The following is a 12283-nucleotide window of genomic DNA, read 5'->3' as shown; positions in this document are numbered from 1 at the left end:
GGCCGGTGGGGGAAGATCGTCAGAGAGCCGGTCGGCAGGTCGGTGGGACGTGGGTGATGGGCTGGGCGGTGGCTCGAGGCCAGTAGCTGTCCGCAAGTCCCGATAGCGTGCCGAGTATGACCACCAAGCGGAGCACGGCCAAGGCAAGTGTGAGCAATGCGGCTGCGCCGACCCTGTCGGCCCGGGCCCTGGGTCGCGCCACCCTTGACCGTCAGTTCCTGCTGCGGCGCTCGCCGGTCACAGTGAAGGCCGCCGTGGAACATCTGCTGGGGCTCCAGGCGCAGAACGTGAAGCCGCCCTACGGCGCGCTCGCCGCCCGGCTCGACGGCTTCGACCCCGCCGAGCTCTCCCGGCTCCTGGAGGACCGCGAAGTCGTCCGTATCGTCACCATGCGCTCGACCATCCACCTCCACAGCGCCGACGACTGCATGAGTCTGCGCCCCCTCGTCCAGCCCGCGCGTGAGCGGGAGTTGAAGATGTTCGCGAAGGGCCTGCCCGACGTCGACCTCGACCGGCTCACCGCGCTCACCAAGGCGTACGTCGAGCAGGAGCCGCGTACCCCCAAGCAGATCAGGGAGCTGCTCCTCGCCGAGTGGCCCGACGCGGACCCCCTCGCCCTCACGATCGCCGCGCGCTGCCGGCTGCCGCTCGTGCAGACCACGCCGCGCGGCCTGTGGAAGCGCAGCGGCCAGGTCGCCCTGACCACCGCCGAGCACTGGCTCGACCGGGCTGCCGACCCGGCGCCCGCCCCGGACGGCACCGTCCTGCGCTATCTGGCCGCGTTCGGGCCCGCCTCGGTCAAGGACATGCAGCAGTGGGCGGGCCTGACCCGTATGAGGGAGGTCTTCGAGCGGCTGCGGCCGCAGCTCGTCACCTTCCGCGACCCGCACGGCGTCGAGCTCTTCGACCTGCCCGACGCCCCCCGCCCCGACGAGGACACCCCCGCCCCGCCGCGCCTCCTCCCCGAGTTCGACAACCTGCTGCTCTCGCACGCCGACCGCACCCGCCTCGTGCCGCTCGCGTACAAGGACCGCACCTGGAAGGCGAACATGTCCTTTCCCGCCTTCCTCGTCGACGGCATGCTCGCCGGGCTCTGGAAGCTCGACGAGGCCAACGACGACTCCGCCACGCTCACCCTCCAGCCCTTCGGGAAGCTCACCGCGCAGCAGCGCGACGCCCTCACGGACGAGGCGGAGACCACCGCGCGCACGCTGGGGGTCAAGGGCCCGTGCGACATCCGCTTCGGGACCGTACGGCCGGAGTAGTGGCGGTCGGAGCGCGCCGGGATCAGTCCGCGCGACCCGTCGCCGCGACCGTCACTCCCAGGCCGATCATCGCGAAGCCTCCCGTGCCGCCGATCAGTGACAGACGGCGGTCGGACCGGGCGAACCACGTACGCGCGGCGGACGCCGTCAGGCCCCACAGCGTGTCCGTGACCAGGCCGATCGAGATCGGGATCAGCCCCAACAGAAGCATCTGCGCGGGCACTTGACCGCCCGAGTGGTCCACGAACTGGGGCAGGACCGCCGCGAAGAAGACGATGCCCTTGGGGTTGGTCACCCCGACGAGCGCGCCGTCCGCGACCGTCCGCAGATCCCCGCGCGGGGGGCCGTGCGGCGCCCGGATGTCCTCGGCCCGCATCTCTCTGCGATGCCGGAACGCCTGCACGCCGAGGAAGACCAGATACGCGGCTCCCGCCAGCTTCACCGCCATGAACACCGCTGCCGAGCGCTCCACCAGGGAACCGATCCCGAGCGCCACGCCCACCACGAGCACGTACGAGCCGATGACATTGCCGAGCGCCGTCGCGACCGCCGTCCGCCGGCCGTGCGCGAGCGCGCGCCCGATCACGAACAGCACGCTCGGCCCAGGGATCACGATCACAAGGAGCGACATCGCCGCGAACGCCAGATACCGGTCGGTGGACACCATGTTCCCCAGCATGTCCCCCAACCCCCTTCGTCGTCCACGGACCACATGAGGAATTGCTCCTGCCCGAGGCGCGGCCCGTCCAAGGCAGCAGCTACGGCAGCAGCCCCGCCCTCCGTGCCGCCACCACCGCCTCCAGGCGCGTGTGCGCGCCCAACTTCCGCATGGCCGACCGCAGATAGCCCTTCACGGTCTCGGGCCGCAGGCCGAGGCGTTCGGCCGTGGCCGCGTTCGTCGCGCCGGTGGCCACGCACGCGAGGACATCCACCTCGCGCGGCGCGAGCCCCACGTCCCGAACGCGCGGCGGAGCCGTCGCCGAGGCGAGCCGCCCGCACACCGCGAGGAGTTCCTCGCGCAGTGCCGGATCCACGACGCGAGGCGCGAGCGCCCGCAGTGCTCCGTGCGCCTCCCGCACCTCCTCCCACGCCGCCGCGCCGGCCGCCGCAGCCGCCGAGCCGGCCGACGCGCCAGTCACCGAACCGGCTGCCCCACCAGCCCCCGACCCGGAGGCCCCCGCTCCGCCCACCGCCGCCAGCAGCGCCCGCGCCTCGTCCCGTATCACCAAGGCCTGTTCCACGTCGCGCGCCGCCGCGACCGCCTCGCCCAGCGTGCGGTCGCCCAGTGGCTGGGCGGTGCGCAGGGCCCCGTAGAGCACGCCCCGCACCCTGCGGCGTACGACGACGGGGACCGCGAGGACCGAGAGCAGGCCCTCGGCCGCGACCGCCGCGTCGTACTCGTGGCTGATGTGCCGCGAGACCGGGTAGTCCGTGACGGCGCACGGCCGGGACAGAGCGAGTGCCTTGCCGCCCAGGCCGTTGCCCGTCGCGATGGCGAGGCCGCGGAGCGCGCCCGTCACCGCGCCGCTCAATTCACCGATGCGCACCGAACCCGTGCCGCCCGTCACGGTGCCGCCCGTCATGAGCCCGCCGAATGCGACGGGCAGTCCTGTGCCCCGCCGCAGCCGCACCAGAGCGGCACGCATCTCCATCGCGTCGGCCCCGTCTGCGCTCACTCGCCGTGTCCCTCCAGAGAGCGGTTCGTACACCACCCCCGTCCGGGGGTGGTGAGATCTGCGTCACGGATTACACGATGGCATGCACGGTCCGCAATGAGGAGGACACATGACGACCGCCACCAGCGGCACGGATCCGAGCCCGACCGAGCAGTTCCGCACGGCGAGGGACTTCCTGCTGCGGAACGCGGACGACTACACCGCCGCGTACGAGGGCTTCGCCTGGCCGCGCCCCGAGCGGTTCAACTGGGCCCTCGACTGGTTCGACGCCATCGCCGACGGCAACGGGAAGACGGCCCTGCACATCGTCGAGGAGGACGGCCGCGAGGGCCGCTTCACCTTCGACGAGCTGCGCCGCCGCTCGAACCGAGTCGCCAACTGGCTGCGCGGCCAGGGCGTCCACGCGGGCGACCGGGTTCTCCTGATGCTCGGCAATCAGGTGGAGCTGTGGGAGATCATGCTCGCCGCGATGAAGCTGCGGGCCGTGGTCATCCCCGCGACACCGCTGCTCGGACCCGCCGACCTGCGCGACCGCGTGGACCGCGGCCGGGCCCGGCACGTCATCGTGCGCCCCGAGGACGTCGAGAAGTTCACCGAGGTCCCCGGCGACTTCACCCGAACCGTCGTCGGTGCGAGCGGCACCGCGGAAAGCGGCTGGCTCTCGTACGAGGACGCCGACGACGCCTCCGAGATCTTCGAGCCCGACGGCGTCACGTCGGCCGAGGACCCACTCCTCCTGTACTTCACCTCCGGCACGACTGCCCGGCCCAAGCTCGTCGAGCACACCCATGTGTCGTATCCCGTAGGGCACTTGGCGACCATGTTCTGGATCGGGCTGCGTCCCGCAGACGTCCATCTGAACATCTCGTCGCCCGGCTGGGCCAAGCACGCCTGGTCGAACTTCTTCGCGCCGTGGAACGCGGAGGCGACCGTGTTTCTCTACAACTACACGCGCTTCGACGCGGGCCGGCTCCTGGAGGTCATGGAGCGCGCGGGCGTCACGTCCTTCTGTGCCCCGCCGACCGTGTGGCGCATGCTCATCCAGGCCGACCTGACGCAGCTGGCGACGCCGCCGCGCGCGGTCGTCGCCGCGGGCGAGCCGCTGAACCCCGAGGTCATCGAGCAGGTGCGGCGCGCCTGGGGCGTCACCATCCGGGACGGGTTCGGCCAGACGGAGACCGCCGTGCAGGTTTCCAACAGCCCCGGTCAGGAGCTGAAGACCGGCTCCATGGGTCGCCCCAGCCCCGGCTACAAGGTCGAACTGCTCGACCCGGTCACCGGCCGACCCGGCGCGCAGGAGGGCGAGATCAGCCTCGATCTGTCCGAGCGGCCCGTCGGCCTCATGGTCGGCTACCACGGAGACCCCGAGCGCACGGCCGAGGCGATGGCGGGCGGTTACTACCGCACCGGCGACATCGGCTCGCGTGACACCGACGGCTATCTCACGTACGTCGGCCGCTCGGACGACGTCTTCAAGGCCTCCGACTACAAGATCAGCCCGTTCGAGCTGGAGAGCGCGCTCCTGGAGCACGAGGCGGTCGCCGAGGCGGCCGTCGTGCCCGCCCCCGACGAGCTGCGGCTCGCCGTCCCCAAGGCGTACGTCGTCCTCGCCGAGGGGTACGAACCCGGGCCCGGCACCGCGAAGCTGCTGTTCGCGCACTCGCGGGACGTGCTCGCGCCGTACAAGCGCGTCCGGCGTCTGGAGTTCGCCGAGCTGCCCAAGACGGTCTCCGGCAAGATCCGCCGGATCGAGCTGCGCGAGCGCACGGCGCAGGGTTCCACGGCCGAGTACCGCGAGGAGGACTTCCGGTGACGAGCGAACCCCGCACGACGGCCCGGCCCCAGGCCCTGTCGTACGCGCACGGGACGGACCCCGCGCCGCTCCTCGGCGACACCATCGGCCGCAACCTCGACCGGGCCGTGGCCGCGTACCCCGACCGTGACGCACTGGTCGACGTGCCGTCCGGGCGCCGCTGGACCTACGCCCAATTCGGCGCGGACGTGGACCAGTTGGCGCGAGGGCTGCTCGCCGCAGGTGTGCTCAAGGGTGACCGCGTCGGGGTCTGGGCGGTCAACTGCCCCGAGTGGGTCCTCGTGCAGTACGCGACCGCGCGCATCGGCGCGGTCATGGTGAACATCAACCCCGCATACCGAGCCCACGAGTTGGAGTTCGTGCTCAAGCAGGCGGGCGTCTGCATCCTCGTCGCCTCGACCGAGCACAAGGGCAGCGACTACCGGGCGCTCGTCCGGCAGGTGCGGGAGCGGTGCCCCGAGCTGCGCGAGACGGTCTTCATCGGTGACCCCGGATGGGACGCCCTGGCGGCGGGTGCGGCCGCGGTGACGGTTGAGCAACTCGATGCCAGACAGGCGGAATTGAGTTGTGACGACCCGGTCAACATCCAGTACACCTCGGGCACGACCGGCTTCCCGAAGGGCGCCACGCTCTCCCACCACAACATCCTCAACAACGGCTTCTGGGTGGGTGAGACGGTCGGCTACACCGAGCAGGACCGGGTCTGCCTGCCCGTGCCCTTCTACCATTGTTTTGGGATGGTGATGGGCAATTTGGGCGCAACGTCACACGGCGCCTGCATCGTCATCCCCGCCCCTTCCTTCGACCCCGTCGCCACGCTCCACGCGGTCGAGCGCGAGCGGTGCACGTCGCTGTACGGCGTCCCGACCATGTTCATCGCCGAGCTGAACCTCGCCGACTTCGCGACGTACGACCTGTCGTCGCTGCGGACCGGCATCATGGCGGGCTCGCCGTGTCCCGTAGAGGTCATGAAGCGGGTCGTCGCCGAGATGCACATGGCGGAGGTCTCCATCTGCTACGGCATGACCGAGACCTCGCCCGTCTCCACGCAGACCCGCCGCGACGACGACCTGGAGCGCCGCACCGGCACGGTCGGCCGCGTCCTGCCGCACATCGAGGTCAAGGTCGTCGACCCGGTCAGCGGCGTGACGCTGCCGCGCGGCGAGCCGGGGGAGCTGTGCACGCGCGGCTACAGCGTGATGCTCGGCTACTGGGACGAGCCGGAGAAGACGGCCGAGGTCATCGACCCGGGACGGTGGATGCACACCGGCGACCTCGCGGTCCTGCGCGAGGACGGCTACGTCCAGATCGTCGGCCGCATCAAGGACATGATCATCAGGGGCGGCGAGAACGTCTACCCGCGCGAGATCGAGGAGTTCCTCTACGCCCACCCGAAGATCGCGGACGTCCAGGTCGTGGGCGTGCCCGACGAGCGGTACGGGGAGGAGGTCCTGGCCTGCGTGATCCTCCGTCACCCGGAGGACACGCTCACCCTGGAGGAACTCCGCGCGTACTGCCGCGACCGGCTGGCCCACTACAAGACGCCGGCCCGGCTGCGCATCCTCGACGCGTTCCCGATGACGGTGAGCGGCAAGGTCCGCAAGATCGAGCTGCGGGAGGGGTACGGGGCCGACGCCGGCTGAGGCGTACGACTCTTTCTGCGGGGCCTCATCCGGGCCCGATCGGCCCGGGTGGGGCCCGCCCCATGCCTCCGACCGAACCCGGCAGGGTCTACGCCCCGGCCGCTATCAGTTCGTCCGCCGGATTGTTGACCGGCTGGGGCATGCCCGCCAGGTCGAGGACGAAGAGCGGGATGCCGAGTTCGTCGGCGCGGGTGCGCGCGTCCTCGTCGTAGCCCGCGAGTGAGAAGTAGACGCAGACCGCCGACTCCGTCATGCCGGTCAGCCACAGGCACTCCACGTCCCGCAGGGTGGCGGGCCGTACCGACGGCTCGACCTGGGCGACGACGCCGCGCGCCGCGAGGCCGATGCCGGACGAGGGGCGCTGGTCGGCGCGGCGGATGTCCCGGTAGCCGAGCCAGCGCAGATAGAGGGCGACGGCGGTCACTGCGTCGCGCGCCGTGCGGATGGCCACCGGCCGGAACGCGGGGCGCGGGACCGGAGCCGTGGGCGGCAGCGGAATGTGGGCGGGGCCCGGCCGCGTAGGACCGGCCTGATCCGGATCGTCCGTCGTGGGCGGGTCCGCGGGCCCCGGCCATGTCGCGCCGCCCGCCACGTCGGAGTCCGGCGACGCGTCATGGCTCGGCGCCGGGTCGCCCTCGACCGGGATCCGCAGCACCGTGCCGCACGCGCAGCCGACCTCCGGGCGCGGCCACCGGTCCCGGCGCCCGCAGGCCGCGCACCGCACGGTCACCCAGTCGTCGAGCCAGGTGCGGTGCGTGACCGGCTCCGCGGGCGCCCCGCGCCGCAGCGGCGGCACGACGGGCGCGCCGCACGAGCAGGGGTAGACCGGTGGCGCATACAGCTGTTCACGCCGGCAGGCGGGGCACCGCACCGGCACGTTCTGAGCCATGACCCACTCCCGGCATCCGCCCGGGGCTCCGCACCCGGGCTCGTGATGGCTTCCCGCCCTTGGGCCTTTCGTTCGGATCAGGCCGGATCCGAACGAAAGCCCCTCGGGGGCCATCGTCCTCCAAACTCCCCGGCCGCGGCAGGCAGTCGGGCGAGATCGCTCCGGATCCGTCGACGAGAGGCCGTCCCTTGACGCTCGGGAGGTCGCCGCCTACATTGCTTCCATATAGCAGAACCTAGTTTCCGCAATGTGGAAATTAGAAGCTGAAGACAGTACGAAGACAACACGGACTCACAGCTCGCCGCGGGGGCGCGACGGGAGCGCGAATCCGACAGCCGAAGCAGGAGAACTCAATGGCTCGTATGACCGCTGCCAGCGCGGCAGTTGAGATCCTCAAGCGCGAAGGCGTCACGAACGCGTTCGGCGTGCCGGGTGCCGCCATCAACCCCTTCTACAAGTCCCTCAAGGAGGTCGGCGGCATCAGCCACACGCTGGCCCGCCACGTCGAGGGCGCCTCGCACATGGCCGAGGGCTACACCCGTACGAACCCGGGCAACATCGGGGTCTGCATCGGCACCTCGGGACCGGCCGGCACCGACATGATCACCGGCCTCTACTCGGCCACCGGTGACTCCATCCCGATCCTGTGCATCACGGGCCAGGCGCCCAGCCACCTCCTGCACAAGGAGGACTTCCAGGCCGTCGACATCGCCTCGATCGCGAAGCCCGTCACCAAGATGGCCGTCACGGTCCTCGAAGCGGCCCAGGTGCCCGGCGTCTTCCAGCAGGCGTTCCACCTGATGCGCTCCGGCCGTCCGGGACCGGTCCTCATCGACCTGCCGATCGACGTCCAGCAGACCGAGATCGACTTCGACCCGGAGACGTACGAGCCGCTGCCCGTCTACAAGCCGGCCGCGACCCGCGCCCAGATCGAGAAGGCGATCTCCTTCCTCCTGGAGTCCGAGCGCCCGCTGATCGTCGCCGGCGGCGGCATCATCAACGCGGACGCCTCCGACCTCCTGGTCGAGTTCGCCGAGATCACCAACACGCCGGTCGTCCCGACCCTCATGGGCTGGGGCACCATCCCGGACGACCACGACCTGAACGCGGGCATGGTCGGCCAGCAGACGGGCCACCGCTACGGCAACGCCACGTTCCTGGAGTCGGACTTCGTCCTCGGCATCGGCAACCGCTGGGCCAACCGTCACACCGGCTACAAGCTGGACGTGTACCGCGAGGGCCGCAAGTTCGTCCACGTCGACATCGAGCCGACCCAGATCGGCAAGATCTTCGCCCCGGACTACGGGATCGCCTCCGACGCCAAGGCCGCCCTCGAGCTGTTCGTCGAGGTCGCGCGCGAGCTCAAGGCCGCGGGCAAGCTCCCCGACCGTTCCGCGTGGGTCGCCGCCCACCTGGAGCGCAAGGGCACGCTGCACCGCCGCACGCACTTCGACAACGTGCCGATGAAGCCCCAGCGCGTCTACGAGGAGATGAACAAGGCGTTCGGGCCCGACACCCGTTACGTCACCACCATCGGCCTCTCCCAGATCGCCGGCGCGCAGATGCTGCACGTCTACAAGCCGCGCCACTGGATCAACTGCGGCCAGGCGGGCCCGCTCGGCTGGACCATCCCGGCCGCGCTCGGTGTCGCCACCGCCGACCCGGAGACCCAGGTCGTCGCGCTCTCGGGCGACTACGACTTCCAGTTCATGATCGAGGAGCTGGCGGTCGGCGCGCAGCACCGCATCCCGTACGTCCACGTCCTGGTCAACAACGCCTACCTGGGCCTGATCCGCCAGGCGCAGATCGGTCTCGACATCAACTTCCAGGTCAACCTGGAGTTCGAGAACCAGAACAGCCCCGAGCTCGGCGTCTACGGCGTCGACCACGTCAAGGTCGCCGAGGGCCTCGGCTGCAAGGCGATCCGCGTCACCGAGCCCGACCAGCTGCTGCCGGCCTTCGAGGAGGCCAAGAAGCTCGCCGCGCAGTACCGCGTTCCGGTCGTCGTCGAGGCGATCCTGGAGCGCATCACGAACATCTCGATGAGCCCGACGGCCGACATCAGCGCCGTCAAGGAGTTCGAGGAGCTCGCGACCGAGCCCGGCCACGCGCCGACCGCGATCCGGCCGCTGACGGCCTGATCAGGCGCCTGCCGGTCCGACAAGGGGCGGTTCACCCGATGGGGGGTGGGCCGCCCCTTCGGCATGACAGCGCGCGTCACGTGTGACATCGCGCGATACGTATGACACCGCGCCGACACCCGGCCGCTGCCCCGTGTTGACCGGCGGGCCGTCCCGGAAGGCGACGATCCGGTCATGGAACGACGCACATTCGCCGCGGGCATCGCGGCAGCGGCCGCCGCCCCCGCCCTGCTCGGCGCGGCCCCCGCCCCCTCGCACGGCGACGACCGGCTGAGGAAGGCCATGCGGGCCGCGCTCGGCGCCGAACTCGACGACCGGGCCGCCGCCCGCGCCGTCGAGCCCCACATCCACGGCATCGGCTTCGACTGGCACCCGCCGACGGTGCCCCTGGGCCGGATCGACTTCCTCGTCGCGTACGGCTTCGGGAACCGGCCGCCGGCCGGTGGCGGCGACCCCACGAAGGTCATGTACGAGCCGGGACCGGTCAACGAGGAGCTGGCGGACACCGTGGCCCGAGTGCGCGCCCGCAGGGACGTGCCCGTGTACGCGCAGTGGGAGATCGCGCGCTTCCTGAAGTCCAAGTACCGCATGACCGACGTGACATCGATCGAGCCGGTCATCGCGCCGGACGGCACCATCACGTACCTGAGCACGGACGGCGTCGCCGCCCAGGTCGTGGAGGCCCGCAAGAAGCTGCCGCAGGGCATCGGCACGGCGGGCGTCATCGGTTTCCGCGACCACGTCAAGCGCTGTGTGCAGACCACGAACGACCGCGGCATGAAGGCGTACGCGCCCGCCGGCTTCGAGATGCCCGGCACGTACGACCCCGAGTCGGGCCAGGCCTGGACGCGGCGGCGCGACCTGTATCTGGTGCACGACATGACGGCGCAGTGGACCGTGCTGCGCGAGAAGCTGATCGCGCAGGCGGGCAGCGGCAACTCCTGAGCACCGTCGGCCGGGCGACGCGGGGACAACGCAAGAACGCCGAGTACGGGACCGTCCGTACTCGGCGTTCTGTGCTTCCCCCGAAGCTGACCTCTCCTGAAATGAGCATTCCCCGAAGAGGGCTTTCCCCGAAGGGAGTTGGTGCCGTCCGACGGCATGCGACTGGCGAAACATGCATGCGTGCCGCCGGGCGGATTCCGTGGTGTGGCCGGTACCGCGGCGGCCTGGGATGAACCCCGGCGACTGCCCTCCCCTCAGGTCGAGAAGGGGCCGCCAGGATCTTGACCACCGCACTGGCTCGCAGAGCCGCCGCGGACCGTGCCTGTCCGCCTGGGGCGGACCACCCGCGTCGCCGTGTGACCACCCCTCATCCGGGTCTGCACAGTGACGCGGGCATTGCGTCCAGGGCCTGACCTCCCGTCAGACCCCGGACGCAGCTCGGGTGTCAGTCCTCGCGCAGGGCGCGGACCGCTTCCTCCACGCGCTTGCCGTACTCGGCGTCGGCGGCGTGGAAGTGAGCCAGGTTCTTCTCGATCACGTCGTCGCGGGAAACCTGCGAGAGGCCGCCGGCGATGTTGGCGATCAGACGGGACTTCTCGTCGTCCGACATCAGGCGGAACAGCTCGCCCGCCTGGAAGAAGTCGTCGTCCTTGGTGTGGGCGGGCGCCTCGTGCGTGCCGGTGTAGCCGGCGACGGCGAGCGGGGCCGACAGCGGGCGGCCGGTCTCGGCGGGCCCGTCGTACGAGTTGGGCTCGTAGTTCTTGCGGTCGCGGCCGTAGGCGTTGGACGCCATCAGGCCGTCGCGGCCGTAGTTGTCGGCGTCGGTCGCCTTGGGCGCGTTCACCGCGAGCTGGGTGTGGTTGACGCCCAGGCGGTAGCGGTGCGCGTCCGCGTAGGCGAACAGGCGGCCCTGGAGCATCTTGTCCGGGGAGGGGCCGATGCCGGGCACGAAGTTGTTCGGGGAGAACGCGGCCTGCTCGACCTCGGCGAAGACGTTGTCCGGGTTGCGGTCGAGGACCAGGCGGCCCACGCGCTGCAGCGGATAGTCCTTGTGCGGCCACACCTTGGTGAGGTCGAACGGGTTGAAGCGGTAGTCGTCCGCCTCGGCGACGGGCATGAGCTGCACGTACAGGGTCCAGGACGGGTTGACGCCGCGCTCGATGGCCTGGAGCAGGTCCGTCTGGTGCGAGTTGGCGTCCTTGCCCGCGATCTCGGCGCCCTGCTCGGAGGAGAGGCAGCGGATGCCCTGGTTCGTCTTGAAGTGGTACTTGACGAAGAAGGCCTCGCCCTCGGCGTTCGTCCACTGGTAGGTGTGCGAGCCGTAGCCGTTCATGTGGCGGTACGAGGCAGGGATGCCGCGGTCGCCCATCAGCCAGGTGATCTGGTGCGTCGCCTCGGGGGCGTGCGCCCAGAAGTCCCAGACGTTGTCCGCCTCCTGCTTGCCCGTGAAGGGGTCGCGCTTCTGGGAGTGGATGAAGTCGGGGAACTTGATCGGGTCCTTGATGAAGAACACCGGGGTGTTGTTGCCGACGAGGTCGTAGTTGCCCTCTTCGGTGTAGAACTTCAGCGCGAAGCCGCGCGGGTCGCGGACCGCGTCCGCGCCGCCGAGGTTGTCCGCGACGGTGGAGAAGCGGATGAACGTCTCGGTGCGCTTGCCGACCGTGCTGAGGAAGTCGGCGTGGGTGAAGCCGGTGACGTCGTCCGTCACCTCGAAGTAGCCGTACGCGCCGGAACCGCGCGCGTGGACGACACGCTCCGGGATGCGCTCGCGGTTGAAGCGAGCGAGCTTCTCGAGGAGGTGCTGGTCCTGGAGGAGAAGCGGGCCACCGACGCCGGCGGTGGCGGAATTCTGGTTGTCGGCGACAGGAGCGCCGGACTCGGTCGTGAGCACACGCTTCGACATGGTGGCGA

At 70.7% G+C, this 12283-nt stretch carries 9 protein-coding genes; 5 read left to right on the top strand and 4 right to left on the bottom strand.

Features of this window, described 5'->3' with window-relative positions; all coding sequences use genetic code 11:
* Positions 1-116: 116 nt before the first annotated feature.
* Positions 117-1265, top strand: a complete 1149-nt coding sequence (locus OG574_RS13995) for a winged helix DNA-binding domain-containing protein (protein WP_326773497.1) — start codon at positions 117-119, stop codon at positions 1263-1265.
* A gap of 22 nt (positions 1266-1287) precedes the next feature.
* Here the strand turns inward: OG574_RS13995 and OG574_RS13990 are convergent, their stop codons facing one another.
* Together OG574_RS13990 and OG574_RS13985 are read right to left on the bottom strand one after the other, a co-directional pair.
* Positions 1288-1932, bottom strand: a complete 645-nt coding sequence (locus OG574_RS13990; protein WP_326773496.1) for a LysE family translocator — start codon at positions 1930-1932, stop codon at positions 1288-1290.
* Between the two features lie 91 nt (positions 1933-2023).
* On the bottom strand, positions 2024-2941 hold the full coding sequence (locus OG574_RS13985; RefSeq protein WP_326773495.1) for a helix-turn-helix transcriptional regulator: 918 nt from the start codon (positions 2939-2941) through the stop codon (positions 2024-2026).
* Between the two features lie 109 nt (positions 2942-3050).
* On the opposite strand from OG574_RS13985, the gene OG574_RS13980 reads away from it, so the two are divergent.
* The gene (locus OG574_RS13980; protein WP_326773494.1) at positions 3051-4754 is read left to right on the top strand and encodes an AMP-binding protein; all 1704 of its coding nucleotides are present in this window, start codon (positions 3051-3053) and stop codon (positions 4752-4754) included.
* On the top strand, positions 4751-6397 hold the full coding sequence (locus tag OG574_RS13975) for an AMP-binding protein (RefSeq protein WP_326773493.1): 1647 nt from the start codon (positions 4751-4753) through the stop codon (positions 6395-6397). Before OG574_RS13980 ends, OG574_RS13975 begins: the two co-directional genes overlap by 4 nt.
* An 88-nt stretch (positions 6398-6485) precedes the next feature.
* Here OG574_RS13975 and OG574_RS13970 read toward each other — a convergent pair whose 3' ends face one another.
* A complete protein-coding gene (locus OG574_RS13970; protein WP_326773492.1) occupies positions 6486-7286 on the bottom strand; it encodes a hypothetical protein in 801 nt (266 codons plus the stop codon).
* Between the two features lie 362 nt (positions 7287-7648).
* On the opposite strand from OG574_RS13970, the gene gcl reads away from it, so the two are divergent.
* Both gcl and OG574_RS13960 read left to right on the top strand, forming a co-directional pair.
* Positions 7649-9427 carry a glyoxylate carboligase gene (gene gcl, locus OG574_RS13965; RefSeq protein ID WP_326773491.1) on the top strand — a complete coding sequence of 593 codons (1779 nt, stop codon included), beginning with the start codon at positions 7649-7651 and terminating at the stop codon, positions 9425-9427.
* A gap of 174 nt (positions 9428-9601) precedes the next feature.
* Positions 9602-10372: a hypothetical protein gene (locus tag OG574_RS13960; protein WP_326773490.1), complete on the top strand. Its 771-nt coding sequence runs from the start codon at positions 9602-9604 to the stop codon at positions 10370-10372.
* A 445-nt stretch (positions 10373-10817) separates the two neighbouring features.
* On the opposite strand, the gene OG574_RS13955 is transcribed toward OG574_RS13960, so the two are convergent.
* Entirely contained in the window at positions 10818-12275 is a 1458-nt protein-coding gene (locus OG574_RS13955; RefSeq protein WP_100591419.1) for a catalase, read from the bottom strand.
* Positions 12276-12283 lie beyond the last annotated feature (8 nt).

It is taken from the genome of Streptomyces sp. NBC_01445, from assembly GCF_035918235.1.
Lineage (GTDB): Bacteria > Actinomycetota > Actinomycetes > Streptomycetales > Streptomycetaceae > Streptomyces.
The sequence above is the reverse complement of the archived record's forward strand: the minus strand, read 5'-3'. Positions and strand labels throughout refer to the sequence as shown.

Bases quoted from the DNA above. Each gene is read 5' to 3' on its own strand.
- OG574_RS13955 (WP_100591419.1), bottom strand. From the start codon at position 12,275: ATGTCGAAGCGTGTGCTCACGACCGAGTCCGGCGCTCCTGTCGCCGAC.
- OG574_RS13995 (WP_326773497.1), top strand. From the start codon at position 117: ATGACCACCAAGCGGAGCACGGCCAAGGCAAGTGTGAGCAATGCGGCT.
- OG574_RS13970 (WP_326773492.1), bottom strand. From the start codon at position 7,286: ATGGCTCAGAACGTGCCGGTGCGGTGCCCCGCCTGCCGGCGTGAACAG.
- OG574_RS13960 (WP_326773490.1), top strand. From the start codon at position 9,602: ATGGAACGACGCACATTCGCCGCGGGCATCGCGGCAGCGGCCGCCGCC.
- OG574_RS13980 (WP_326773494.1), top strand. From the start codon at position 3,051: ATGACGACCGCCACCAGCGGCACGGATCCGAGCCCGACCGAGCAGTTC.
- OG574_RS13990 (WP_326773496.1), bottom strand. From the start codon at position 1,932: ATGGTGTCCACCGACCGGTATCTGGCGTTCGCGGCGATGTCGCTCCTT.
- gcl (WP_326773491.1), top strand. From the start codon at position 7,649: ATGACCGCTGCCAGCGCGGCAGTTGAGATCCTCAAGCGCGAAGGCGTC.